The organism is Cellulomonas hominis (genome assembly GCF_014201095.1).
GTDB classification, from domain to species: Bacteria; Actinomycetota; Actinomycetes; order Actinomycetales; family Cellulomonadaceae; genus Cellulomonas; species Cellulomonas hominis.
In genome coordinates this window covers 2,806,769-2,831,703 of record NZ_JACHDN010000001.1, presented here as the reverse complement: position 1 = coordinate 2,831,703, position 24,935 = coordinate 2,806,769, and the positions used below count along the sequence as shown (strand labels likewise).

The following is a 24,935-nucleotide window of genomic DNA, read 5'->3' as shown; positions in this document are numbered from 1 at the left end:
GGCCTCTAGGCGACCAGCCCCGCCACCGTCGCGACCACCGCGAGCAGCGGCAGCACGCCCTGCACCGCGGCGGCGCGCGCCTTGGCCGGCGAGGACGCCACGAGCACGAGCGCCGCGGCGGCCATCGACCCGGCCCCGGCGATCACCAGCGCGGCGCCCACGGCCTCCTGCCCGGCGGCGGTGAGCACCACGCCCGCGCCCGCGACGACCGCGAGGAACAGGTTGTAGAAGCCCTGGTTGAAGGCGAGCTCCTTCGTGGCCTCGGCCTGCTCGGGCGTCGTGCCGAACGTCGCGCGGGTGCGCGGGGACGTCCAGGAGAGCGACTCGAGCACGAAGATGTAGACGTGCACCAGGGCGGCGAGCCCGGCGAGCACCAGTCCGGCGGCGATCATGCGGCCCAGTGTCCCCCACCCCTTGTGCGGCCGGCGTCGCGCGCGTAACGTACAACCACATGGTTGTACGTCAGCTGGACCAGGACGAGGTGGACCGCGTGTTCGCCGCCCTGGCCGACGCCACCCGGCGGGACATCGTCACCCGGGTGCTGCGCGGCGAGGCGTCGGTGAGCACCCTGGCTCGTTCCTACGCCATGAGCTTCGCCGCCGTGCAGAAGCACGTCGCCGTGCTCGAGCGGGCGCACCTGGTGGTCAAGCAGCGGCAGGGCCGCGAGCAGATCGTCCACGCCGACGTCGCCACCATCCGGGCCGCCGCACGGCTGCTCGACCGGTACGAGGAGATCTGGCGCGGCCGCCTCGACCGCATCGACGACCTCCTCCGCGAGGATCCAGGAAGGACCGGGACATGACCGTCGTCGACACGATCAAGGACGCCGAGGCCCTCACGCTCACGCTCGTCGCGGAGCTCGCCGCTCCGCCGGAGCGCGTGTGGCAGGTGTGGGCCGACCCGCGGCAGCTCGAGCGCTGGTGGGGGCCGCCGACCTGGCCCGCGACGTTCACCGAGCACGACCTGCGCCCCGGCGGCCGCGCGGCGTACTACATGACCGGCCCCGAGGGCGAGAAGGCGCACGGCTGGTGGCGGTTCCTCGCCGTCGAGGAGCCGCGCTCGCTGGAGTTCGAGGACGGGTTCGGCGACGAGGCCGGCGAGCCGGACGCGTCGATGCCCGTCACGCGCGGGCGGGTGGACCTCGTGGCCAGCGGCGAGGGCACCCGGATGACCATCGTGTCGCGGTTCGGCAGCGCGGCCGAGATGGAGCAGCTGACCGCGATGGGCATGGACGAGGGCATGCGCGAGGCGCTGGGCCAGATCGACGGGATCCTCGCGGGGGACTGAGGACCCGGGAAGTCATGGGATGACCGGGTGCATGATGGTGGGGTGGCACCCCAGCACGGCACCCGGTCGCCCCTCACCCCGGCGCACCCGGCAACCCCCGCCCACCCCCGGGGGCGGGCGTGGTGAGGGTCCGGGCGCGCGCCGAGCACCCCGTCACGGGGGCGGCGCTCGCGGTCGTCGGCGGCTTCCTCGACGCCTACACCTACGTCGCGCACGACGGGGTGTTCGCCAACGCCCAGACCGGCAACGTCGTGTTCGTCGCGATCGACGCGGCGCGCGGCGAATGGGCGCACGCCACGCGGTTCCTGCCGATCATCGGGGCGTTCGTGCTCGGCCTCGTCGCCGCCGAGGCGGCCGCCGCGCACCGGCACCGGCGGTGGCTGCACGACCCGACCCGCCCGGTGCTGCTCGCGGAGATCGCCGTGCTGCTCGCCGTCGCCGCGCTGCCCGGCTCCGTGCCGCACCTGGTGACGACCACCGCGGTCGCGTTCGTCGCCGCCCTGCAGGTGACGACGTTCCGGCTGGTGCGCGAGACCAGCTACAGCACGACGATGACCACCGGGAACCTGCGCGCCCTGGTCACCGCGGCGTACGAGTGGCTGAGCGGCTGGGACCGCAGCCAGCGGACGGTGGCCCTGCGGCTCACGGCGATCGTGCTCGCCTTCGCCGCCGGCGCCGGGGTCGGCGCGCTCGCGTCCGCCCCCGGTGCGCTCGGCACGCACGCGACGGTGCTCGCCGCGGCGGTGCTGGCCGGCGTGCTGGTGGCCGTCGAGGCGCACACCCGGCGGCACCCCGACAGCGTGCGGGTCGCGACGCCGTCGCGCGCGCAGGCGGCACGGATCCCGGTCGCGGCCGGCGACTGACCCCCGCTACCGTGCCGGGGAGCCCCGAGGAGGACGCCCGTGCACCGCAGCCGGATCTCGACCCTGCTCATCGACGCCCCGCACGCCGAGGCCGACGCCGCCGCCGCGTTCTGGTCCGCCGCGACCGGCTCCCCCGCCTGGCCGGTGCCGGGCGAGGAGCAGTTCACGCACCTGGACGCCGTCGTGCCCGGCCTGGTGACGGCCGTGCAGTCGATCGGCGACGCCGCGCGCTACCACCTGGACATGGAGACCGACGACGTCGCCGCCGAGACGCAGCGGCTGCTCGCGCTCGGGGCCGTCGAGGTCGGGGCGTGGCTGGACTGCCGGACGCTGCGGGTGCCGGGCGGGCACCTGATGTGCGTCATCCCGGTCCACAGCGACCCGGCGGAGTTCGCGGCACGGGCCCGCGTCTGGCCCTGACCGGGGCCGCGGCCGGACCCCGCGGCGGCCGCGGGGTCAGGCGGTGGGCTCGTCCCCGGCGAGCAGCCGGTACACCGAGCGACGCGCGTCCGCGAGGATCTGCGCCGCGCGCGCCCGCTGCTCCTCGGTGCCGCCGCGCCCGACCGACCGGACGGCCTCGTGCAGCTGCGCGAGCTCGCCGCGCAGGTCGACGCCGGACTCGGCGCCCTCGGTGCCGAACGGGTCCGGCCAGCCGGCCGACTCCCGCTCGACCAGGGCCCGGCCCTCCTCGGTCAGCTCGGCCAGCTTGCGCCCGGCGGACTGCGTGAGCGTGATGACGCCCTCGTCCTCGAGCAGGTTGAGCGTCGGGTAGACCGCGCCGGGGCTGGGGCGCCACCGGCCGCCGCTGCGCTCCGCGATCGCCTCCATCAGCTGGTAGCCGTGCATCGGCTGCTCGGCCAGGAGCAGGAGGATCGCGTTGCGGACGTCGCCGCGGGGGCGCCGGCCGCGCCGGGAACCGCCCGGTCCGCCGGGGCCGGGGCCGGGGCCGAAGCCGGGCGCGAAGCCGGGGCCGCCGGGACCGAAGCCGGGGCCTCCGCCGAAGCCGCGCGGCCCGAAGCCGCCGTGCCCGCCGTGGTGCCCGCGGCCGCCACGGCCGTGGTGGTGCTGGCGGCGCTCGTCCCGGTCCTCGGGTCCGGCTCCCTGGTCGGGGCCGGTCTCGTCGTGCGGCCCGTGCGGCTGGTGCATGTCGTGTGTGTCGTCATATCGCATGACGCTAACGATATATCGGTACCGCTCGTACGACAACCCCTGCTGACGGCCACCGCCCGACGTGCGCCCGCGCCTCCCCGCGCCGAGGCTGGACCCCGGGGGTGGTCGGCATGGCGGGGCCCGCGTGGTTCGGCGCCGAGGGGTACACGGTGGCCCGCGCCGTCGTGCAGCACGGGGTGGCGGCGGTCTACCTCGTCGCGTTCGTCGCGGTCCTCCGGCAGTTCCGCCCCCTGCTCGGCGAGCACGGCCTGCTGCCCGTCCCCCGGTTCACCGCGCGGGTGCCCTGGCGCGCGTCGCCGAGCCTGTTCTTCTGGCGGTACTCCGACGGCCTGGTCGTGGCCGTCGGCTGGGTCGGCGTCGTGGTCGCGGCCCTCCTCGTCGCCGGGCTGCCGCAGCAGGGTCCCCCGTGGCTGCCGATGCTGGCCTTCGCCGTCCTGTGGGCGCTGTACCTGTCGGTGGTCAACGTCGGGCAGACGTTCTACGGGTTCGGGTGGGAGTCGCTGCTGCTCGAGGCCGGTTTCCTCGCGGCGTTCCTCGGGTCCGACCGGGTCGCGCCGCCGTGGGTCGTGCTGGGCCTGCTCTGGTGGCTGGTCTTCCGGCTCGAGCTCGGCGCCGGCCTCATCAAGTGGCGGGGCGACCCCGCCTGGCGGGACCTCACCGCGCTCTACTACCACCACGAGACGCAGCCGATGCCCGGGCCCGCCAGCCGGCTGTTCCACCTGCTCCCCCGCCCGTTGCACCGCGTCGAGGTCGTCGCGAACCACGTCGCGCAGCTCGTCGTCCCGTTCGGGCTGCTGCTCCCCGGGCCGGTCGCGGCGGTCGCCGCCGGCATCATGATCGTCACCCAGCTCTGGCTCGTGCTGTCCGGCAACTTCGCCTGGCTCAACTGGCTGACGATCGTGCTCGCCGCGTCCGCCGTCGACGACCGGTCGTGGGACGCCGCGCTCGGCATCATCGGGGTGGACGTCACCAGCGTCCCGACCGGGCCGCCGCCGCTGTGGTTCGCCGTCGTCGCGGGCGCGGCCGGGGCACTCTGCGTCGTGCTGTCCTGGTGGCCGCTGCGCAACCTGCTGTCCCACGACCAGCGGATGAACGCGTCGTTCAACGTGTGGCGCCTCGTGAACGCCTACGGGGCCTTCGGCAGCATCACCCGGCGGCGCACCGAGGTCGTGGTCGAGGGCACGCTCGACGACGACCCGGGTCCGGGTGCCGCGTGGCGGGAGTACGGGTTCCGCGGGAAGCCCGGCGACGTCCGGAGGCTGCCGCGGCAGTACGCGCCGTACCACCTGCGGCTCGACTGGCTGATGTGGTTCCTCGCGCTCGGGTCGTCGGCGCAGCTGCGGTGGTTCGTGCCCTTCCTCGGCAAGCTGCTGGAGGCCGACCGCCCGACCCTGCGGCTGCTCGCGCACGACCCGTTCGACGGCGCGCGGCCCCGGTGGGTGCGGGCGCGGCTGTACCGCTACCGGTTCGCGACTCCCGCGGAGCGGCGCGCCACGGGGCAGCGCTGGGTGCGCACGGACGACGGGCCGATGATCGACGCGGTCAGCCGGGAGATGCTGGCCCGGGGCGGGCGGCGGTGACGCAGGTCGCGCGCGAACGCGGGACGCGGGTCAGCGCGGCAGCAGCCGGATCGTCACGTCCCGCACCCGCGGCCCGACGACGGTCCCGACGATGCGCGGGCCGTGCCGGTCGTACTTCGCGTGGTAGGCGGCGTCCACGGCGTCGTGCACGTCCGCGGGGGCGTCCCCGAACGTCACGTCCCGCTCGACCCCGCCCGCCCGGATGCGCCCCGTGCCGCTCGCCCGAGCCCGCCGGAACCACGGGTTCGCCGACCCGTACGCCGACCGCACGTACAGGTCGTCGCCCACCCGGACCGCCCAGATCGTCACGTACGGCCGCACCGTCCCGTCCGGCCGCGCCGAGGCGATGCCGATCTCCTCCGCCTCGCCCACCCGGGCGAGGTCCTCCTGCGACCAGCCGCTCACGCCGTCCTCCTCCCCGCCCGCTTCTCGCGGCGCGTCATCGTCACGTGCACCACCCCGGACGGCGTGGCGACCTGCTCGACGTCGAAGCGGCGCTCCAGCCCCTCCAGGCCGTCCCAGAGCCGCTGCCCGCGACCCAGCACGACCGGCACGACCACCAGGTGCAGGTCGTCCACCAGATCCGCGTCGAGGAACGCCCGCAGCGTCGACACGCCCCCGCCGACGTGCACGTCCAGCCCGCCCGCCGCGTCCCGCGCCCACGCCAGGGCCTCCGCCGGCGGCAGGTCGAGGAAGTGGAACGTCGTCCCGCCCGCCATCTCGATCGGCGGTCGCGGGCGGTGCGTCAGCACGAGCACCGGCGTCCCGAACGGCGGATCCTCGCCCCACCACCCGCGCCAGTCGTCCGGCAACGGGCCCGTGCCCGTGTGGAACTTGCGCAGGCCCATGATCTCCGCGCCGATGCCGTGCCGGGACCGCGCGACCAGCGCCTCGTCCACCCCGCGCGTCCCGCCGCCCCGGCCGAGCATGGCGCGGCCCGTGGCGGTGCTGAACATCCACTCGTGCAGCCGCTGGCCGGCGTGACCGAACGGCTGGTCCTGCGTCAGGCCCTCCCCCGTGCCGAAGCCGTCGAGCGAGATCGAGAAGTCGTGCACCCGCGTGCGCGGGCGTCGCTGCTCCGTCATGTCTCGACTCTGCCGGGCGCGCCGCCGTGCGGCTACCCCTGGCGCGCCGCGTGATCCACACCGGACCACCGTGTGGACCCACGGGTGCGCCGACCACTCGTCCCGGCTGACCGGGACCGGCCCGCAGGTGGCGGCCCACCCGCTCCCCGGGCGCGTGTCGGTGGTCGGCGGCAGGATGACGGACGTGCTGCTCGCCGACGTCGCCGCGACCTCCGCCGGGCTGGCCGCGACCCGGTCCCGGCTCGCCAAGCGCGCCCTGCTCGTGGACCTGCTGCGCCGCTCCGCGCCGGACGAGGTGCCGGTCGTCGCGCGGTACCTCGCGGGCGAGCTGCGGCAGCGCCGCACGGGTCTGGGCTGGCGCTCGCTCCAGCACCTCCCGGACCCTGCCGTCGAGCCCACCCTCGACGTGCTGGGCGTCGACGCCACGTTCGAGCGGATGGCCGGCCTGTCCGGCCCCGGGTCCGCCGGCGCGCGCGCCGCGCTGGCCGCCGAGCTGTTCGGGGCCGCGACCGGCACGGAGCAGCGGTTCCTCGCGGGGCTCGTCGCCGGGGAGGTCCGGCAGGGGGCGCTGGACGCGCTGCTGCTCGACGCCGTGGCGGAGGCAGCGGGCGTCCCGGTGGCCTCGGTGCGGCGCGCGGCGATGCTGGCCGGGGCGAGCGAGCCCGTCGCCGTGGCAGCCCTGGCGGCGCCCGATCCGGCGGCGGCGCGCGCGGCGCTGGACGCCTTCGGGCTCACGGTCGGCCGCCCCGTCCGCCCGATGCTCGCCGCGTCGGCGCCGGACGTCGCGTCGGCGGTGGCCGGGTTCGACGGGCGCCCGCTGGTGGTGGACGCGAAGCTCGACGGCATCCGCATCCAGGTGCACCGGGACGGCGACGACGTGCGGGTCTTCACGCGGAGCCTCGACGACATCACCGCCCGCGTCCCCGAGGTCGTCGCCGCCGTGCGGGCCCTGCCGGTGCGCTCCGCGGTGCTGGACGGCGAGGCGCTGGCCGTCGGTGCGGACGGGCGACCGCGACCGTTCCAGGAGACCGCGGCGCGCAGCGCGACCCGGGACGCGGAGCTCGCGGCGGCGACCACCCTCCACCCGTTCTTCTTCGACGTGCTGCACCTGGACGGGCGTGACCTGCTGGACGTCCCGCTGACGGACCGCCTCGCCGCCCTGGACGCCGTGGCGGCCGGGCACCTGGTCGAGCGGGTGCGGACGGACGACGCCGGCGTCGCGCAGGAGGCGTTCGCCCGCTGGGTCGCGGACGGGCAGGAGGGGGTGCTCGTCAAGGACGCGGCGGCGCCGTACGAGGCGGGGCGCCGCGGCGGCGCGTGGGTCAAGGTGAAGCCGCGGCACACCCTGGACCTCGTCGTGCTCGCGGTGGAGCGCGGGTCGGGCCGGCGGGTCGGCTCGCTGTCGAACATCCACCTCGGCGCCCGGGACCCCGAGGGCGGCGGGTTCGTCATGCTGGGCAAGACGTTCAAGGGCATGACCGACGAGATGCTGGCGTGGCAGACGACGCGGTTCCGTGAGCTCGAGGTCGCCGACGACGGCTGGACCGTCACGTTGCGGCCCGAGCAGGTGGTCGAGATCGCGTTCGACGGCGTGCAGCGCTCGCCGCGGTACCCCGGTGGGCTGGCGCTCCGGTTCGCGCGGGTGCTCCGCTACCGCGAGGACAAGGGCGCCGCCGAGGCGGACACGATCGGGACGGTGCGCGCCCTCGCGGCGCCGGCCGGCTGACGCCGCGCGACCCGCTTCGCCCTGGGCGAACGAGACCGCGACCGGGACCGAGGTCCCTTCCGCCCCACCCCGCCCCGAGGCGCCGACGGGGTGTCCGCCGAGGTCACCGGCCCGGGCACCCTCACGGCGGGCCCCTGGGGCGCGATGCTGGAGGTGTGGACCACCACCCCCGGTCCATCGGCCGCAAGGACGCGACCCGTTCCTCTGCGGTCATCCACCCCGGTGGCGTACCCCGCCACCACGGCCGTGCAGGAGGACCCCGTGCACCCCGATCTGTACCTGATCGTCTACCGCCAGCAGGAGCGCGAGCTCGAGCACCGGCTCGAGCACCTGCGCTCGCAGGCCGCCCGGGACGGCGACCGTCCGCGCCGGGCCGCCCGCCCCCGCCCGCTCGCGCTGCTGGCGACGCGGCGGCGCCACGCGATCGCCTGACCGCAGCCCGTGGGGCGGGTCGCCACGCCGGCCACCCGCCCCCGACCGGGCAGTCCTCCGACCGGGCGGCCCCGCCCACCGGGCAGCCCCGTCAGCACGCGCGCGTCGCTCAGGCCAAGCGGGGCAGCACCTGCCCGCCGCGCAGCAGCTCCCGGAACGGGTCGCCCCGCTCCGCCAGCCGGTCCAGCACGGTGCGGATCGTGAACGCGTCGGGCCGCAGCCACGGCTCGTCCAGCTCGTCCCACGTGATCGGTGCCGACACCGGTGCCCCCGGTCGCGCGCGCGGGCTGTACGGCGCGACGAGGGTCTTGTTGATCGCGTTCTGGGTGTAGTCGAGCCGCGCCTGCCCGCCGCGGGCCTTGACCTCCCACCGCCACGACACCAGCTCGGGCACCACCGCGCCGACGGTGCGCGACACCCGCTCCACCCACGCGCGCGTCTCGTCGAACCCCGGACCGGGGGTGATGGGGATCCACACCTGGATGCCGCGCTGCCCGGTGACCTTCGGCACGGCCCGGACTCCGAGGTGCTGGAACGCGTCCCGGTGCAGCCGCGCGAGCAGCAGGACGTCCTCCCAGTCGGTGGACGGGCCGGGGTCGATGTCGACCAGCGCGTACGTCGGCCGCCGGGGCGCGTCCGTCCGGGACGTCCACGCGTGCCACTCGAGCGCGCCGAAGTTGGCCGCCCAGATCAGCGCGGCGGGCTCGTCGACCACGAGGTACGTCGAGGTCTCCCCCGGGTCGGCCTCGGGGTTCCGCCAGCGCGGCAGCCAGTCGGGCGCGTGGTCGGGCAGCTCCTTGTGCCAGAACCCGCCGCTCCCGGCGCCCTGCGGGTAGCGGTGCATGTTGAGGGCCCGCCCGTGCAGGTACGGCAGCACGACGGGGGCGATCCGCGCGGCGTACCGCACGAGCTCGCGCTTGGTCACCGGCTCCTCGCCCTCGCGCGCCGGGAACAGCACCTTGTCGAGGTTCGTCACCCGCAGCCGCCGACCGAACACGTCCCAGGTGCCCCCGGGCGGCCCGAGGTCGTCGAGGGCGGCGAGCTCGTCGTCGGACGGCGGCGCGACGTCGGGCACCCGCAGGTCGACCGACGCCTCCGCCGCGGGGAGGTCGGACCGCCACAGCCGGTCCGGGTCGGCCTTGACCTCGTCGTTCGTCCGCCCGCTGACCACGGACCGCGGGTGGTCCTCGGCGTCCCAGCCGGCCACGGCGTGCGCGTCGTGCTTGTGCACGAGCAGCCACTGCTCCTTGCCGTCGGGGCCCGGCTCCCCGCGGCGGACGAGCACGAGCCGGCCGCGCAGCTTCTCGCCGAGCACGTCGGCGTGCAGCTCGCCCGCCGCGACAGCCGCCGCCGGGTCGTCGGTGCCGTGCGGCTGCCAGACCCCGCGGTCCCACACGATGACGTCCCCGCCGCCGTACTCGCCGGCGGGGATCACCCCCTCGAAGTCCTCGTACTCCAGCGGGTGGTCCTCGACGTGCACGGCCATCCGGCGGGCGTCCGGGTCGAGCGTCGGACCGCGCGGCACCGCCCAGGAGACGAGCACCCCGTCGATCTCGAACCGCAGGTCGTAGTGCAGCCGCCGGGCCCGGTGGCGCTGCACGACGAACCGCCGCGGCCCCGTGCCCCCGTCCGCGTCCGCGTCGGCGGCAGCCCCGGTCGCACCCGACGGCTCCGGCGTGCGGTCGAAGTCGCGCATCGCCCGGTACGTCTCCAGCCCGCGCTCGGCCGGATCCCGGCGCTTCCTCGCCACGTCCCCCGCTCCCCTCTCCGCTCCGAGCCCCGTCGGGCCCCGACGAGCCCCGCCCGCCACGCCCCACCGGGCCGTGCCGCACCGGGCCGCGTCAGCCGAACCAGCGCCGGAGCTTGCGCCCCCGCGCCGCCCGCGCAGCCGCCCGTACGCGCCGCTCCGCCTCCCGGCCGCGCGCCTCCTCCGCGGCGTGCAGGCGCCCGTAGAGGAACGCGACGCCCGTGTCCGGCGCCACCCGCGCGAGCTCGCGCAGCCGGGCTCGGGCGACCACGGCGTCATGGTGCTCGCCGAGCACCTCCTGCAGCGCCTCCATCGCGCGGGCGTACCGGCGGGCGCCCTTCCCGAACGCCGGGCGCACGGCCTCGCCGGCGTACCGTGCGGCCTTGGCGGCCTTGCGCGCCCGGTGCAGGGCCTCGTCCCGGGGCCGCCCGCGGGCCGCGCCCCGGGCCCGCTCCAGCCGCCGCCCGACCTTCCGGTCCCGCCGGGCGACCAGGCGCCGGAGGCCCGCGCGCGCCGTCGAACGACCGCGCTCCGTCAGCGGCGGGTCCGCCACGAAGGCGCCGAGGTCGCGGAGCAGGGCGTGGTACCGGTCGTCGTCCAGCGCCGACAGCAGCGCCTGCCGGGTCTCCTGCGCCGCCCGGCCCAGCGCCGCGTCCGCGACGCCCGCTGCCGGGTCGTCGGCCGCAGCCCCGGCGCCGGACCTGACCCGCGCGCGGAGCACCTCCGCGTCCCGGGCCGCGCCGAGCACGTCGGCCAGCCACCCGAGCTCCGCGCGCAGCGGCCCGACCGCGGCAGCGTCGAACAGCGGCCGGAAGGTGCCCAGCGCGCCGCGCGAGCGCCGGGCCGCGACCCGCATCCGGTGCACGGCACCGGGCGCGTCGAGCCGGACGGGCAGGTCCTGGGACCGCAGCCGGTCCAGCTGCTCGGCCAGGTAGGCGGCGATCACGGCTCCCGCGGGCGCCTTCCGGCCGACCGGGGCGCGGCCGGCCCGGGACGCGTCGACGTCGCCGAGCACGCGCTGCACCTTGGACCGCGCGGGCGACGCCTGCAGCCCGGCGGCGTCCAGCCGCTCCTCGAGCACGTCCAGCAGGTCCCCTGCGCCCTCGACGAGCTCGACCTCGACCTCGCGCCAGGTGCTCTCCGCGCCGGTCGCGTCGCCGGAGCCCTGCGTCGACCGCACCCGCCGCGCGGCGACGCGGTCGTCCACCACCTCCAGGAGCACGCGGCCCGTCGCGTCCGCGAGGCGGTGCACCGTCCGGTCGGTCCGGACCTCGGCGACCGGCCGCAGCGGCGCGTCGCCCGCCACGGCGCGCACCATCGCCCGCAGCGGCGCCGGCACCGTGCGCAGCGCCCGGCCGGTCGGCAGCCGGACCTCCTCGCGGGCGTCCGCCCCGGCGGGCACCTTGAGGTGCCACCCGGCGTCCGCACCCCCGGTCCGGCGCCGCAGCGTCAGGCCCGCGGCGGCGAGGCGCAGGTCGTCGGTGTCGAAGTACGTCGCCTCCAGCAGCACCGGCTCCGCGCCGGCCGAGACCTGGGGCAGCCCGGCCGCGCCGGCGACCAGGTCGGTCAGCGGCGGGAGCTCGGCGTCGAGGTCGGCGACGTACTTCCGCTCGACCTCGCGGTGCACCTCGGCCATCCGCCCGTTCTACCGCGAGCCCGACGCCCGGGCGACCGGGGGCGGGGCGCCGCGCGCCGCGAACGCCGCGGCCACCTGGTCCGCGAGCAGCGCCGCGACCCGCCGCTGCTGCGCCGACGGCCGGACCACCCGGGTGGAGGCGGCCAGGAGGAACCGGCCGTACCGCGTGCCGTCACGCCCCACGTCCAGCGCCACGAGGTCGTCGGTCGGCAGCCCGTGCCGGTCGACGTCGAGCGGCGCGCCGTACCGGGTGACCGAGCCGTCGCGGTGCAGCACCGTCGCGGAGGTCCCGCCCTCGCGGCGCCCCGCGGGTTCGAACCGGCAGCCCGCGACGCCGAGCAGGTCGACGAGCTGACCGGCCACCTGACGCGCGAGGCCGGCGGGATCGGCGGGGCCCGCGGCGACCACGTCGGCGGTCCGCAGCACACCGTCGAGGTACCCGGACCGACGGCTGGCCCGGGCCTGCTGCCGGCGCCCCCAGAGCGCGATCTCGCTGACCGACAGGCCCGTCACGAGGAGCAGCACGGTCGTCTCCACCTCGTCGGGATCGGCGATGGTCAGGCTGAGGCGCGGCTCCACCAGGAAGAAGTCGAACCACACGCCCGCCGACAGCGCCGCCGCGAGCCCCGCGCCGCGCAGGCCCGACGCCGACGTGGCGACCACGACGAGCACCAGCACGAGGACCGCGGTGGTGGAGGTGACACGGTCGCCGAGCAGGTGCAGCCCGGCCGCGACCGCCGGGGGCGCGAGCAGGGCGAACCCGAGGACCAGGGAGCTGCGGGGCGTCTGCGGGGACATGGCACCAGCCCACACCCGCGCGGGCGCCGCGGCGCCGGTCCTCACGGAACCCGTACGGCCGGGGGCGCGGTCCTGACGGAACCCGGACGCCCGGGCGGTCAGTCCGCGAGCGTGCGCACCGCCCGCGCCAGCCGCGCCGCGCGCACCTCGGGGGTCGCCGCCTTCATCAGCGGGTGCAGCACCGAGAACCGCGCCTGCCGGTCGAGCGCCTCGAACCGCCCCCGCGCGCCCGGCACCGCGTCCAGCGCCGCCAGCAGGTCCGCGGGCACCTCCGCGGACGCCGACCCCGCGTACGCGCGCTCCCACCGGCCGTCCGCCCGCGCCCGCTCGACCTCCGCGGCGCCCCGCGGGCGCATCCGGCCCGCCGCGACCAGCCGGGCGACGTGCTCGACGTTCCGGGCCGACCAGATGGAGCGCGCCCGGCGCGGCGTGAACCGCTGCAGGAACGTCACGGCGTCGCCGGCCCGCTTCTGCCCGTCGATCCACCCGCTGCACAGCGCCTCGTCCAGCGCCTCGGCGTAGGTCAGCGACGTCGGGTCGACGGCCCCCTTCTTCGCCAGCACGAGCCAGACGCCGTCGGAGGCGCCCTCGTTGGCGTCGAGCCACGCGCGCCAGGCGGCGACGTCGGGGACGGTCAGCGTGGGGACGTCGGTGGTCGGCACGCCCCGACCGTACGGCAGCGGTCCGACACGCCGGCGCGCCCCGTCGGCCCCGGCGTGCGTACGCTCGGGCGGTGGACGTCGTCGACCTGGGCCTGCCCGCCCTGCCCCCGCGGCCGGGCGCCGACGCGGGTCCGGACACCGCGCCCGAGGCCGCCGCACCCGGCACCGCGCCCGGGCCCGGCCGGCTCGTCGACCGGTTCGGTCGCGTCGCGCGCGACCTGCGGGTGTCCCTGACCGACCGCTGCAACCTGCGCTGCACGTACTGCATGCCGGCGGAGGGCTTCGACTGGCTGCCCGGCGACGAGGTGCTGTCCGACGACGAGATGCTGCGCCTGATCGGCATCGCGGTCGAGCGGCTGGGGGTCACGGAGGTCCGGTTCACCGGCGGGGAGCCGCTGCTCCGGCGCGGGCTGGAGGCCATCGTCGCCGGGACCGCGCGGCTCCGGACGGCGGACGGCTCGCCCCCGCTGACCTCGCTCACGACGAACGGGCTCGGCCTCACGCACCGGGCGCGCGGGCTGGCGGAGGCGGGGCTGGGCCGGGTGAACGTGTCCCTCGACTCGCTCGACCGCGAGCGCTACGCCCGGATCACCCGGCGCGACCGGCTCCCGGACGTCCTCGCGGGGCTGGCCGCCGCGCGCGACGCGGGGCTCGTCCCCGTGAAGGTCAACACCGTCCTCATGCGGGGCGTGAACGACGACGAGGCGCCCCGGCTGCTGCGCTGGGCGCTCGACGAGGGCTACCGGCTGCGGTTCATCGAGCAGATGCCGCTGGGCCCGCACGACGCGTGGGACGCGACCGACATGGTCACGGCCGACGAGATCCTCGCGGCGCTGCGGGCCGAGCTGGAGCTCGAGCCCACCGACCCCGGCGCGCGCGGCGCCGCCCCGGCGCAGACCTGGACCGTCCTCGAGGGCGGCCGGGCCCGGGGCGTCGTCGGCGTGATCGCATCCGTCACCCGGCCGTTCTGCGCGGACTGCGATCGCGTCCGGCTGACCGCGGACGGCCAGATGCGCGACTGCCTGTTCGCCCGGCACGAGACGGACCTGCGGGCGCTGCTGCGCGGCGGCGCGGACGACGCGGCCGTCGCGGCCGCCTGGTCGCAAGCGATGCTCCGCAAGCGCGCCGGGCACGGCATCGACACCCCCGGCTTCCGGCAGCCCGACCGGCCGATGAGCGCGATCGGGGGCTGAGCGGCGGCGCTCAGGCCCCGGAGGTCTCCCCGCCCTGCGCGGCGACCAGGCCCCGCACCCGCGCGGTGGCGGCCGCGGTCTGCGACACCACCGTCGCCGCGTCCGGCCGCGCACCCTCGCCGCGGGCCGCCGCCGCGCCCGCTGCGACGCCCACCAGGTACGCCGTCAGCGGCCCCGACGGCCGGCTCACGCCGTGCGCCACGTCGCGCACCAGGTCCAGCACCGGGCCGGTCACGCCGTCGGCGACCTCGTCCGGCAGGTCCAGCTCCTCGGCCACGCGGGCCAGCCACTGCGCCATCTCGCTCATGGCCGCACGCTACCCGCGCGGCTCGACCCGCTCCCACCCCCGCTCGGCGGGCCGCGCACCCAACCGGTCCGGCCGCGAGCGATAGACGACGTACGGCCGCCACAGGTACCCGAGCGGCACGCTGAACACGTGCACCAGCCGGGTGAACGGCCAGAGCGCGAACAGCAGCATCGCGGCCATGCCGTGCAGCTGGAACCCGAGCGGCGCGTCGGCCATGAGCTCGGGGTGCAGGTCGAACCGGAAGATGCCCCGGAACCACACGGACACGCCCTCGCGGTAGTCGTAGTGCCCGCCGAGGTTGAGCACCGAGCCGGCGATCGTGTTCCACATGCCCAGCGCGATGACGACCGCGAGCATCAGGTACATCACCTTGTCCATGCGGGTGGTCGCCCGGAACACCGGCCCGACGGTCCGGCGCCGGTAGATCAGCAGGATCAGCCCGAGCACCGTGCACACGCCGGCGACCGCGCCGATGGAGATCGCGAGGAAGTGGTACACCTCGTCGCTCATCCCGACCGCCCGGGTCCAGGACTTCGGGATGCCGAGGCCCATGACGTGCCCGAGGAACACCGCGAGGATCCCGAAGTGGAACATCGGGCTGGCCCAGCGCAGCAGCCGGCGCTCGTAGAGCTGCGACGACCGGGTGGTCCAGCCGAACTTGTCGTACCGGTACCGCCAGACGTGCCCCAGCACGAAAACCGCGAGGCACAGGTACGGGATGACGACCCAGAGGACGACGTCCTTCGTGCTGGTCATCGCGCGGCTCCCATCGCGGCCGTCGGGGGCGCCGAGGCGGTCCTCGGGCTGGTGTACGGGTCGAGCCCGACCTCCTCGTCCGGCGGCCCCTCGGCGGCCAGCTTCGCCACCGCGGCCCGGTCGTCGTCGCCGAGGTCCGGCAGGGTCGCGGACACCGCGACGAGGACGTCCGCCCACGGTGACCCCGCGTCGAGCAGCGCGAGCCGCAGCAGCTCGAGGCCGGCCCGGTGCGCGAGCAGCAGCCCGATGCCCGCGGCGCGGCCCTCGGCGTCCCCGGTCCCCGCGAGCTCGAGGACCACGGCCAGGTGGTCGGGCAGCTCGTCGCCGGCGAGCTCGAAGCCCGCGCCCTGGTACGCCTGCTTGACCTCGACCAGCGCCACCCCGCGGCGCCGGGTGTCCCCGTAGGCGTAGTACGTGAGGTAGAGGCTGCACCGGCGCCGCAGGTCGAACGTCGCGACGTAGTCCGCCGCGAGCCGGGGCAGCGGTACGGACGCCAGGTGGTCGGCGGCCCGCAGCAGCGGTGCCGCGAGCGCCGGGCGGACCCCGGTCAGCGCGGCCCGGACCGTCGGGAGCAGGTCGAGGAGCTCCGGCGTCGGGTACTCCAGCAGGAGCGCGGCGGCGCGGTGCACGACCGCGTGCTCGGGGGTCGCGAGGCGCCGGGCGAGCGCGGCGCGGTGGACGCGGTTCACGGGGTGCCTCCCTGGCCGGCGCCGCCGCCCGGACCGCCCGGCCCCGGGTCCGGTCCCGCGCCCGCCGGCCCACCCGGCTCGCCCCCCGCCGGCCGCGGCTGCACGATCTCCGACCCGGTGCTCTGCGCCTCCGCGGCGCCGGACGCGCCCGGACCGCCCGGTCCGTCGTCCCCGCGGGGCGGGAACAGCCCGGCCGGCGCCCCCTTCCCGTCCCAGTTCAGCAGGTTGACCCGGGCCCGCTTCTCCCCCGGGTCGGTCACGGTGTCCGCCGTCTGCCGCTGCTTGAGCATGTGGAAGTTCTCGACCGCCACGGGGTCGTTCCGGAACGCGCCGCCGGACCCCTCGCCGAACGGCCCCGACCCGCCCATGCCCGGGCCGCCCTCGTAGTCCAGGGAGCACTCGGTGGCGAGCTCCTCCAGGCCGTGCGCCTGCTCCGCGTGCGCGGCCGGGATGACGTACCGCTCGTCGTACTTGGCGATGGCGAGCAGACGGTACATCTCCTGCATCGAGGCCTCGTCCATCCCGACGCCCGCGGGGATCGACGGGTCCGGCGTGCGGCCCATGTTCAGGTCCCGCATGTAGGAGCGCATGGCGGCCATCCGGCGCAGCACGGCCGTGACGGGCGCGGTGTCGCCGGCGGTGAACAGCTCCGCCAGGTACTCCACGGGGATCCGCAGGGCCTCGATCGCGGCGAACAGGTTCCCGGCGTCCTCGGCGTCCTCGCCGGTGTCCTGCACGGCGTCGACCACCGGCGACAGCGGCGGGATGTACCAGACCATCGGCATCGTCCGGTACTCGGGGTGCAGCGGCAGGGCGAGCTCGTAGTCGTGGATCAGCCGCCACACGGGCGACCGCTGCGCCGCCTCCACCCAGTCCCGCGGGATGCCGGCGCGCTCGGCCTCGCGCACCACCTCGGGGTCGCGGGGGTCGAGCAGCACCCGGCGCTGCGCGGCCAGGAGCTTCCTCTCGTCGGGCTCGCTCGCCGCCTCCAGCACCCGGTCGGCGTCGTAGAGCACCAGGCCGATGTACCGCAGCCGCCCCACGCAGGTCTCGGAGCAGACCGTCGGCAGCCCGACCTCCACCCGCGGGAAGCAGAAGGTGCACTTCTCGGCCTTGCCGGTCCGGTGGTTGAAGTAGACCTTCTTGTACGGGCAGCCGGTCACGCACTTGCGCCAGCCGCGGCACTTGTCCTGGTCGACCAGCACGATGCCGTCCTCGGTGCGCTTGTAGATCGCGCCGGAGGGGCAGGACGCCGCGCAGGACGGGTTCAGGCAGTGCTCGCAGATCCGCGGCAGGTAGAACATGAACGTCTGCTCGAACTCGAGCTTCACCTGCTCGGAGACCTTGCGCAGCACCGGGTCGCGGGCGGTGAGCACCGGGCCGCCGCCCAGGTCGTCGTCCCAGTTCGCCGACCACCGCACGGCCATGTCCTCGCCGCTGAGCAGCGACTTCGGGCGGGCCACCGGGCTGTGCTCCTGGAGCGGCGCGTTCGTCAGGTTCTCGTAGTCGTACGTCCAGGGCTCGTAGTACTCGTCGATCGAGGGCTGCTTGGGGCTGGCGAAGATCGTCAGCAGGTTCTTCACCCGCCCGCCGGCCTTGAGCTGCAGGCGGCCGCGCCGGTTCAGGGTCCAGCCGCCCTCCCACCGGTCCTGGTCCTCGTACGTGCGGGGGTAGCCCTGGCCGGGCCGGGTCTCGACGTTGTTGAACCACACGTACTCGGTGCCCGCGCGGTTCGTCCACGCCTGCTTGCAGGTCACGGAGCAGGTGTGGCACCCGATGCACTTGTCGAGGTTCATCACCATCGCCATCTGGGCCATGACTCGCATCAGTACTGCACCTCCTGCGACCGGCGGCGGACCACGGTGACCTCGTCGCGCTGGTTGCCCGTCGGGCCGAGGTAGTTGAACGCGTAGGACAGCTGCGCGTACCCGCCGACCAGGTGCGTCGGCTTGATGAGCAGCCGGGTCAGCGAGTTGTGGATGCCGCCGCGCCGCCCGGTCGTCTCCGACAGCGGGACGTCGATCAGCCGGTCCTGCGCGTGGTGCATGTACACCGTCCCCGCCGGCATCCGGTGCGAGACCACCGCCCGCGCGACGACGACGCCGTTGCGGTTCACGGCCTCGACCCAGTCGTTGTCGGCGACCCCGATCGTCGCGGCGTCCCGGTCGCTCATCCAGATCGTCGGCCCGCCGCGGGACAGCGACAGCATGAACAGGTTGTCCTGGTACTCGGAGTGGATGGACCACTTGTTGTGCGGCGTCAGGTACCGCAGCGTGACCCCGAGCTCCCCGGTCTCCCCGATCGCGGGCTCCCCGAACAGCGCCGACATGTTCAGCGGTGGCCTGAACACCGGCAGGTTCTCGCCGAGCTCGGACATCCAGTCGTGGTCGAGGAACAGGTGCTGCCGCCCGGTCAGCGTGTGCCAGGGCCGCAGCCGCTCGACGTTGATCGTGAACGGCGAGTAGCGCCGCCCGCCGCTCTCCGACCCGGACCACTCCGGCGACGTGATGACCGGCACGGGCGCCGCCTGGGTGTCGCGGAACGTCACGTGCTTGCCCTCGTGCTCCGCCGCGAGGTCGGCCATCGGGTGCCCGGTGCGCTTCTCGAGCGTGTGGAACCCCTGCACCGCGAGCCGCCCGTTCGTCGTCCCGGAGAGCGCGAGGATCGCCTCGCAGACGTCCAGGTCCCGCGCCAGCGACGGCCGACCGGCCGCCGGCCCGCCGCGCACGACGCCGTTGGTCCGCCCGAGGAGCTCGACCTCCGGGCCGACGTCGTACGTGACGCCCTTCGTCGTCGTGCCGAGGGTGTCCAGCAGCGGCCCGAGCGCCGCCATCTTCGCGCCGATCGCGCCGTAGTCCCGCTCGACGACGACGAGCTTCGGCATCGTCACGCCCGGGACGGGGTCGCACTCACCCGCCTTCCAGTCCCGCACCCGGCCGTGGGGCGTGGCGAGCTCGTCGGGGGTGTCGTGGGTCAGCGGCACCGCGATCAGGTCCTGCCGCACCCCGAGGTGGTCGGCGGCGAGCGCGCTGAACCGCCGGGCCAGCGTCTGGAAGATGTCGAAGTCCGTGCGGGTCTGCCACGGGGGCGCGATCGCCGGGCTGAACGAGTTCACGAACGGGTGCATGTCCGTCGTGCTGAGGTCGTGCTTCTCGTACCAGGTGGCCGCCGGCAGCACGACGTCCGAGTACACCGTCGTGCTGGTCATCCGGAAGTCGAGCGTCACCAGCAGGTCGAGCTTCCCGGTCGGCGCCTCGTCCCGCCAGGTCACCTCGCGAGGCCGGGCGCCCGGCGGCGCCTCCGTGGCCCGCAGGTTCGAGTCGGTGCCGAGCAGGTGGTGCAGGAAGTACTCGTCGCCCTTCGCGGACGACCCCAGCAGGTTCGCCCGCCAGATGGTCAGCACCCGCGGGAAGTTCTCCGGGGCGTCCGGGTCCTCGGCGGCGAACCGCAGCGCGCCGGACGTCAGCAGCTCCGGCACCAGCTCGGTCGCGGGCCGCCCGGACGCCGCGACCTCGTCGGCGAGGTCCAGGGGGTTGCGGTCGAACGTCGGGTACGACGGCATCCAGCCCAGCCGGGCGGACAGCGCGATGACGTCGGCCGTGCTCCGTCCGGTCAGCTGCCCGCCGGCCGCGCCCGGCGCCGCGGACGACAGGCTGTCCGCACCGAACGGGTCGTACCGGAACTGGTCGCTGTGCAGGTACCAGTACGCGGTCTGGATCATCGTGCGCGCCGGCCGCGCCCAGTCCAGGGCGTTCGCGTAGTGCGCGTGCCCGGTCACCGGGCGGACCTTCTCCTGCCCGACGTAGTGCGCCCAGCCGCCGCCGTTCACGCCCTGGCAGCCGGTCAGCGTGGTCAGTGCCAGGAACGCGCGGTAGATCGTGTCGGAGTGGAACCAGTGGTTCGTCCCGGCGCCCATGACGATCATCGACCGGCCGCGGGACTCCTCGGCGTTCGCCGCGAACTCCCGGCCGATCCGCTCCGCCTTCGCGGCGGCCACCCCGGTGAACTGCTCCTGCCACGCGGGCGTGCAGCCCTGCGCGGGGTCGTCGTAGCCGGTCGGCCACTCCCCCGGCAGCCCCGGCCGCCCGACGCCGTACTGGGCCAGCACCAGGTCGTACACCGACGTCACCAGGTGCTCGCCGACCCGCCGCACCGGCACCCCGCGCAGCGCCGTCGCGGGCGTCCCGTCCACCGCGTCGAACCGCGGCAGCAGCACGGCGACCGGGTCCAGCGCGGCCGGGTCGTCGGCCACCGACAGCTGCGGGTCGATGTCGCCCAGGTCGAGGTTCCACCGCCCGGCGCCCCCCTCGCCGTAGTGGAAGCCGAGCGACCCGCCGGGCACCGCCGGGGCGCCCGTGGCCACGTCGATCAGCACCGTCTTGAACGCCGCGTTCTCGCTGCGCGCCTCGGCGCCCGGCAGGTCCTCCGCGGTGAGGAACTTGCCCGGCACCCACCCGTCGGCCGTCTGCTCGAGGCGCACGAGGAACGGCAGGTCGGTGTACCGGCGCACGTAGTCCTGGAAGTACGGGACCTGCCGGTCGACGAAGAACTCCCGGAGCACGACGTGACCCATGGCCATCGCCAGCGCGCCGTCCGTGCCGGGCTGGGCCGCCAGCCACTCGTCGGCGAACTTCACGTTGTCCGCGTAGTCCGGCGAGACCGCCACGACCTTCTGCCCCCGGTAGCGCGCCTCGGCCATCCAGTGCGCGTCCGGCGTGCGGGTCACCGGGAGGTTCGAGCCCCACATGATGAGGTACCCGGCGTCCCACCAGTCCCCCGACTCCGGGACGTCGGTCTGGTCCCCGAACACCTGCGGCGAGGCCACCGGCAGGTCCGCGTACCAGTCGTAGAACGACAGCATCGGCGCCCCGAGCAGCGCGTGGTACCGGGCGCCCGCGCCGTGCGACACCATCGACATCGCCGGGATCGGCGAGAACCCGGCGACCCGGTCGGGGCCGTACCGGCGGATCGTGTGCACCTGGGCGGCCGCGACGATCTCGACCGCCTCGTCCCAGGTCGCTCGCACCAGGCCGCCCTTGCCGCGGACCTGCTTGTACCGGCGGGCGGTCTCCGGGTCGTCGGCGATGCTCGCCCACGCCGCCACCGGGTCCCCGCCGGCGCGGGCCTTCGCCTCCCGGTAGAGCTCCAGCAGCGTCCCGCGCACGTACGGGTACCGCACGCGGGTCGGCGAGTACGTGTACCAGCTGAACGCCGCGCCCCGGGGGCAGCCGCGCGGCTCGTACTCCGGCCGGTCCGGGCCGACCGACGGGTAGTCCGTCTGCTGCGCCTCCCAGGTGATGATCCCGTCCTTGACGTAGACCTTCCACGAGCACGAGCCCGTGCAGTTCACACCGTGCGTCGAGCGCACCACCTTGTCGTGCGACCACCGGTCCCGGTAGAAGGTGTCGGCCTGCCGTCCGCCGATCTGGTAGAGCGTGCGCAGGTCGTCGGACACGGTGCCGCGGCGCAGGTGGCGGCCGAGCCGGAGCAGCGCGTCCGCGGCGGGCGAGTCCAGGCCGGGGGCGTCGGGTCGGGTGGGGTTCACGTGCGGTCCTCCAGGCGAGTGGCGGATGGCGGATGGCGGCATGGGCGCGGTGGGGGCCGCGGCGGCGCGCCGGGGCGGCGGGTCAGCCCGGCCGGGGCGCACCCGGTCGGGCGTAGAACACCCAGGTCAGGACGGTGCAGCCCGCGAAGTACACGGCGCAGCCGATGAAGAAGGTCGTCGGCGCCATCAGTGACAGCGCGATGCCGACCAGGAACGGCCCGAACGCCGCGATCGAGGCGGTGAAGCCGATGACGCCGCCGGCCTGCCGCTTGGGGAAGATCATCGGCATCTGCTTGAACGTGCCCGCGTTGCCGACGCCGGCGAAGAAGAAGATCGCGAGCATCCCGAGCAGGAACCAGGTGAACTGCGACCGCTCGGTGGGCTCGAGGAAGAAGATCGTGAACACCGTGCTCGCGGTCATCCCGATGCCGGACACGAGCGTCCAGATCGCGCCGCCGTACCGGTCGCACAGCGGGCCGAGCCCGGCGCGGACGAGCGACCCGATCAGCGGCCCGAGGAACGCGTACGCCAGCGGGTCGGGCGGGTCCTCGAAGCCGCCGTAGATGTTCGTGATCATCAGCCCGAGCTGCGCGGCGAACCCGCTGAACGCCCCGAAGGTCATGGTGTAGATCGCGGTCATGAACCACGTGTGCTTCTCGCGGAAGATGTCGAGCTGCTGGCGGATGTTCGCCTGGACCGGCACCCGGCGCAGGAACACCGCGGCCAGCACCGCCCCGAGGATCACCCACGGCACCAGGACCAGCCCGGCGTTGTGCAGCCACAGCTCGCCACCGGTCTCGGTCTGCTGGGGCGTGAGCGCGGCCGTGCCGAGCAGGCCGAACCCGACCACCCACGGCGTGAGGAACTGGATCAGGCTGACCCCGAAGTTCCCGAGCCCGGCCTGCAGGCCCAGCGCGGTCCCCTGCAACCGCTTCGGGAAGAAGTAGCTCGTCGACGGCATGAAGCCGGAGAACGCGCCACCGCCGATGCCCGCCGCGGCCGCCAGGAAGATCAGCACCCAGTACGGCGTCGTCGCGTCCCGGACCGCGATCGTCCAGCCGAGCATCGGCATCAGCATGAGCGTCGCCGTGCCGCCGACCAGCGTCCGGGTGCCGACGATCGGCGGCAGGAACATGTAGACCATGCGCATCAGCCCGCCGGCCAGGCCCGGGACGGCCACCAGCCAGTAGAGCTGCTCGGTCGACAGGCCGAACCCGATGTCGTTCAGGCGCGGCGCGATCGCGGAGACCAGGTACCAGACGCAGAACGCCAGCGTGAGGTTGTAGGTCGTGATCCACAGCGTCCGCCACGCGAAGCGCTTGTCCCAGAACCGCTCGTCCTCGGGATCCCAGCGCCGCAGGTCCACGGCGGGCTCGACGCGGCTCATCCCGCGGTGCCCGTCGTCGCGCGTCCCCTCGACCGGAGACCCATGCCGCCACCCCCTGTGATCTGCATCACTGCCGCCGACCGTAGCGGCTCCGCCCCCGGGAGGCACCTGGAACCGCCGCGTCACTCCGAGCGGAGCTGCTCCGGGCTGATCCGGCTGCGGCCGGCCGGCCGGCTCGCCGTGGCCGTCAGCGCGGCGCTGACGGCGACGGTCGCCGCGAGCGCCGCCGCCATCGGCACGAGCCCGACCCGGCCGCCCACGGGCTGGTCGCGCAGGCGGGCGACGAGCAGCAGGCTCCCGGTCGCGACGGCCAGCACCAGCGCGGAGCCGAGGGGCACGAGGACCTGGACGACCCCAGCCCGATGCCGAGCACGACCTTCGTGACGAGCTCGGCCGGCCGGCCCGACGGCACCGTCGGCGTGCTGAGCCAGCACTCGAGCTCGTGGACCCCGGCGGGCGTGATCGCGTACACCCTGCCGTCGGCCACGGCGCCCGGCTCGACCCCGACGCCGGCGGCGAGGCCGTCGCGCTCGAGCCGGGCGAGGATCGCCAGAGGCGTCGCGTCAACCGCTCAGCTCGCGCCGCACCCGATCAGCCGCTGCAGCTCCGCCGCCACCGCGCCGTCCATCTCCTGCTCTGCGTACGGCCCCCACGCGCTGGACCCGAGCGCCCAGGCGTCGACCGCGAGCGCCGCGACCCACGTGTCGTCGTCCAGCCGCTCCCAGCCCGGCCGGGCGACCGGGGACAGCTCCCGGGCGGCCGTCGCCGCGCCGTGTGACACCTCCACCCCCGACAGCGCGAGCGTGCGCAGCAGCGACGTGGTGCGCCGGTCGTCGGTCAGGACGTCGAGCATCGACCGCACGCCGGCGCGCGACGGCTCGAGGTGCAGCGGCGCCAGGTCGTCGAACCCGTCGCTGGCCACCCGGTCCTGCAGGTCGCCGAGCAGCTCGTCCACCGAGCCGTACAGGCTGGACAGCCAGTCCACGTCCCGCCCCGCGGCCCGGGCGACGCGCTCCAGCGTCACGGACCGGACGCCACCCTGCTGCACCAGCGTCAGCACGGCGTCCAGCAGCGGCAGCTCGTCCCGCATCGGGAACCGCTCCCAGCGGGCGGACACCGCCTCGGCCCGCTCCGGGGGGACCGGCAACGCGGCGTAGGACGCGACTGCGCCGAGCGCGCGGTTCCACCAGGCCGGGTCGCCCGGGTGCACGCCGGCGTACCAGCCGAGCACGCAGCCGTCGAGCGCCAGGAACGCGACGGCGGAGCGCGGGTCGTCGTCCCGGCACGGCCCGACCGCGGTCACCGCACGGGTCATCCGCCGCCCCAGCGCGGTCCGGACCTGCTGCTGACGCCCCGCCATCATCCTCGCCCACCTTTCGGACGGTTGAGCCGACCATCTGGTCTGTAGAGTACCGCACCGGGCCCCGGACGGACCATCCGGTCGGCTCAACCGTCCGCTGCTGGAAGGATGGGACCCGTGCCCACACCGCCCCCCGAGGACCCCGAGCGCGCCCGCCGCGACCCCGCCCGCACCCGCCGTGCGCTGCTGGACGCCGCCGCCGTCGCCGTCGCGCAGCACGGCGCCGGCGTGAGCGTCGACGTCATCGCGCGCACCGCCGGCGTCTCCAAGAGCGGCCTGCTGCACCACTACGGCTCCAAGGAGCAGCTGCTCGTCGCGCTCGCGCAGGACGCGTTCGACCGGTTCCTGCTCGACGTCGACGCGCAGACCGACCCCGCGGACCTGGAGCCCGGCCGGGTGATGCGCGGCTACCTGCGGGCCACGTTCGCCGACCTGGAGGACCCGGACAGCGCCGACTACTGGGCCGTCATGGCGCAGCTGTCCGTCGTCCCGGCCGTCGTCGAGGCAGCCCGGGCCGACTCCCTCGCCTGGGAGCAGCGGCTCACCGCCGACGGGTTCGACCCGCGGGCGATGCAGGTGGTGCTGCTCGCCGCCGACGGCGCGGAGCTCGCCGCGGCCGTCGGGCGCGCGCCCGGGGGGTCGTTCGCGGAGCTGCGGGACCGGCTGATCCGGCTCACCCGGAACGCCGAGGCGCTGGTCGCGCTGCTCTGAG

25 protein-coding genes are annotated in these 24,935 nt (G+C 75.6%); 9 read left to right on the top strand and 16 right to left on the bottom strand.

Annotated features, from left to right (window positions below; genetic code table 11):
- Positions 1-5: 5 nt before the first annotated feature.
- Positions 6-392: a DUF1304 domain-containing protein gene (locus HNR08_RS13310; RefSeq protein ID WP_146838749.1), complete on the bottom strand. Its 387-nt coding sequence runs from the start codon at positions 390-392 to the stop codon at positions 6-8.
- A 59-nt stretch (positions 393-451) separates the two neighbouring features.
- On the opposite strand from HNR08_RS13310, the gene HNR08_RS13305 reads away from it, so the two are divergent.
- From HNR08_RS13305 to HNR08_RS13290, 4 genes are all read left to right on the top strand, one after another.
- Positions 452-802 (top strand): ArsR/SmtB family transcription factor, encoded by a 351-nt coding sequence (locus tag HNR08_RS13305; RefSeq protein ID WP_146838751.1) that lies wholly within the window; start codon positions 452-454, stop codon positions 800-802.
- On the top strand, positions 799-1,287 hold the full coding sequence (locus HNR08_RS13300) for an SRPBCC family protein (protein ID WP_146838753.1): 489 nt from the start codon (positions 799-801) through the stop codon (positions 1,285-1,287). The genes HNR08_RS13305 and HNR08_RS13300 overlap by 4 nt, the downstream gene beginning before the upstream one ends.
- A gap of 122 nt (positions 1,288-1,409) precedes the next feature.
- On the top strand, positions 1,410-2,150 hold the full coding sequence (locus HNR08_RS13295; RefSeq protein WP_183835047.1) for a YoaK family protein: 741 nt from the start codon (positions 1,410-1,412) through the stop codon (positions 2,148-2,150).
- Between the two features lie 39 nt (positions 2,151-2,189).
- Positions 2,190-2,570 carry a VOC family protein gene (locus HNR08_RS13290; protein ID WP_146838757.1) on the top strand — a complete coding sequence of 127 codons (381 nt, stop codon included), beginning with the start codon at positions 2,190-2,192 and terminating at the stop codon, positions 2,568-2,570.
- Between the two features lie 36 nt (positions 2,571-2,606).
- Here HNR08_RS13290 and HNR08_RS13285 read toward each other — a convergent pair whose 3' ends face one another.
- The gene (locus HNR08_RS13285) at positions 2,607-3,320 is read right to left on the bottom strand and encodes a PadR family transcriptional regulator (RefSeq protein ID WP_246803306.1); all 714 of its coding nucleotides are present in this window, start codon (positions 3,318-3,320) and stop codon (positions 2,607-2,609) included.
- A gap of 110 nt (positions 3,321-3,430) precedes the next feature.
- Between HNR08_RS13285 and HNR08_RS13280 the strand changes: the two genes are divergently transcribed.
- Positions 3,431-4,900 carry a lipase maturation factor family protein gene (locus HNR08_RS13280; RefSeq protein WP_146839105.1) on the top strand — a complete coding sequence of 490 codons (1,470 nt, stop codon included), beginning with the start codon at positions 3,431-3,433 and terminating at the stop codon, positions 4,898-4,900.
- A 30-nt stretch (positions 4,901-4,930) separates the two neighbouring features.
- Here the strand turns inward: HNR08_RS13280 and HNR08_RS13275 are convergent, their stop codons facing one another.
- Entirely contained in the window at positions 4,931-5,305 is a 375-nt protein-coding gene (locus HNR08_RS13275; RefSeq protein WP_146839107.1) for a DUF2255 family protein, read from the bottom strand.
- Positions 5,302-5,985, bottom strand: a complete 684-nt coding sequence (locus HNR08_RS13270) for a dihydrofolate reductase family protein (protein WP_146839109.1) — start codon at positions 5,983-5,985, stop codon at positions 5,302-5,304. Before HNR08_RS13270 ends, HNR08_RS13275 begins: the two co-directional genes overlap by 4 nt.
- A 184-nt stretch (positions 5,986-6,169) precedes the next feature.
- On the opposite strand from HNR08_RS13270, the gene HNR08_RS13265 reads away from it, so the two are divergent.
- Both HNR08_RS13265 and HNR08_RS13260 read left to right on the top strand, forming a co-directional pair.
- Positions 6,170-7,711, top strand: a complete 1,542-nt coding sequence (locus HNR08_RS13265; protein WP_146839152.1) for an ATP-dependent DNA ligase — start codon at positions 6,170-6,172, stop codon at positions 7,709-7,711.
- A gap of 222 nt (positions 7,712-7,933) precedes the next feature.
- Positions 7,934-8,143 carry a hypothetical protein gene (locus HNR08_RS13260; protein WP_146839111.1) on the top strand — a complete coding sequence of 70 codons (210 nt, stop codon included), beginning with the start codon at positions 7,934-7,936 and terminating at the stop codon, positions 8,141-8,143.
- 109 nt (positions 8,144-8,252) lie between these two features.
- On the opposite strand, the gene HNR08_RS13255 is transcribed toward HNR08_RS13260, so the two are convergent.
- From HNR08_RS13255 to HNR08_RS13240, 4 genes are all read right to left on the bottom strand, one after another.
- Positions 8,253-9,893 (bottom strand): non-homologous end-joining DNA ligase LigD, encoded by a 1,641-nt coding sequence (locus tag HNR08_RS13255; RefSeq protein WP_183835414.1) that lies wholly within the window; start codon positions 9,891-9,893, stop codon positions 8,253-8,255.
- 91 nt (positions 9,894-9,984) lie between these two features.
- On the bottom strand, positions 9,985-11,526 hold the full coding sequence (locus tag HNR08_RS13250) for a CYTH and CHAD domain-containing protein (protein WP_146839115.1): 1,542 nt from the start codon (positions 11,524-11,526) through the stop codon (positions 9,985-9,987).
- 9 nt (positions 11,527-11,535) lie between these two features.
- Positions 11,536-12,324, bottom strand: coding sequence for a DUF4118 domain-containing protein (locus HNR08_RS13245; protein WP_146839117.1), 789 nt, complete (start codon positions 12,322-12,324; stop codon positions 11,536-11,538).
- 98 nt (positions 12,325-12,422) lie between these two features.
- The gene (locus HNR08_RS13240) at positions 12,423-12,986 is read right to left on the bottom strand and encodes a YdeI/OmpD-associated family protein (RefSeq protein ID WP_183835046.1); all 564 of its coding nucleotides are present in this window, start codon (positions 12,984-12,986) and stop codon (positions 12,423-12,425) included.
- Between the two features lie 71 nt (positions 12,987-13,057).
- Here HNR08_RS13240 and moaA point away from each other — a divergent pair, with 71 nt between their 5' ends.
- The gene (gene moaA / locus HNR08_RS13235; RefSeq protein WP_146839118.1) at positions 13,058-14,179 is read left to right on the top strand and encodes a GTP 3',8-cyclase MoaA; all 1,122 of its coding nucleotides are present in this window, start codon (positions 13,058-13,060) and stop codon (positions 14,177-14,179) included.
- A gap of 10 nt (positions 14,180-14,189) precedes the next feature.
- Here moaA and HNR08_RS21305 read toward each other — a convergent pair whose 3' ends face one another.
- The 8 genes from HNR08_RS21305 to HNR08_RS13195 form a co-directional block, all read right to left on the bottom strand.
- Complete coding sequence (locus tag HNR08_RS21305) at positions 14,190-14,486, bottom strand: DUF6457 domain-containing protein (RefSeq protein WP_221286361.1); 297 nt, start codon at positions 14,484-14,486, stop codon at positions 14,190-14,192.
- 9 nt (positions 14,487-14,495) lie between these two features.
- Positions 14,496-15,242: a respiratory nitrate reductase subunit gamma gene (gene narI, locus HNR08_RS13225; RefSeq protein ID WP_146839120.1), complete on the bottom strand. Its 747-nt coding sequence runs from the start codon at positions 15,240-15,242 to the stop codon at positions 14,496-14,498.
- Positions 15,239-15,931 (bottom strand): nitrate reductase molybdenum cofactor assembly chaperone, encoded by a 693-nt coding sequence (gene narJ, locus HNR08_RS13220; RefSeq protein ID WP_146839122.1) that lies wholly within the window; start codon positions 15,929-15,931, stop codon positions 15,239-15,241. The genes narI and narJ overlap by 4 nt, the downstream gene beginning before the upstream one ends.
- The gene (gene narH / locus HNR08_RS13215; protein WP_146839124.1) at positions 15,928-17,757 is read right to left on the bottom strand and encodes a nitrate reductase subunit beta; all 1,830 of its coding nucleotides are present in this window, start codon (positions 17,755-17,757) and stop codon (positions 15,928-15,930) included. The genes narJ and narH overlap by 4 nt, the downstream gene beginning before the upstream one ends.
- Positions 17,757-21,518: a nitrate reductase subunit alpha gene (locus HNR08_RS13210; protein ID WP_146839126.1), complete on the bottom strand. Its 3,762-nt coding sequence runs from the start codon at positions 21,516-21,518 to the stop codon at positions 17,757-17,759. The genes narH and HNR08_RS13210 overlap by 1 nt, the downstream gene beginning before the upstream one ends.
- Before the next feature lie 40 nt (positions 21,519-21,558).
- A complete protein-coding gene (locus tag HNR08_RS13205; RefSeq protein ID WP_146839128.1) occupies positions 21,559-22,863 on the bottom strand; it encodes an MFS transporter in 1,305 nt (434 codons plus the stop codon).
- Between the two features lie 122 nt (positions 22,864-22,985).
- Positions 22,986-23,201: a hypothetical protein gene (locus HNR08_RS13200; protein ID WP_146839130.1), complete on the bottom strand. Its 216-nt coding sequence runs from the start codon at positions 23,199-23,201 to the stop codon at positions 22,986-22,988.
- Between the two features lie 233 nt (positions 23,202-23,434).
- Positions 23,435-24,226: a hypothetical protein gene (locus tag HNR08_RS13195; protein ID WP_146839132.1), complete on the bottom strand. Its 792-nt coding sequence runs from the start codon at positions 24,224-24,226 to the stop codon at positions 23,435-23,437.
- Between the two features lie 114 nt (positions 24,227-24,340).
- Here HNR08_RS13195 and HNR08_RS13190 point away from each other — a divergent pair, with 114 nt between their 5' ends.
- Positions 24,341-24,934 carry a TetR/AcrR family transcriptional regulator gene (locus tag HNR08_RS13190; RefSeq protein ID WP_183835044.1) on the top strand — a complete coding sequence of 198 codons (594 nt, stop codon included), beginning with the start codon at positions 24,341-24,343 and terminating at the stop codon, positions 24,932-24,934.
- Position 24,935: the final 1 nt, after the last annotated feature.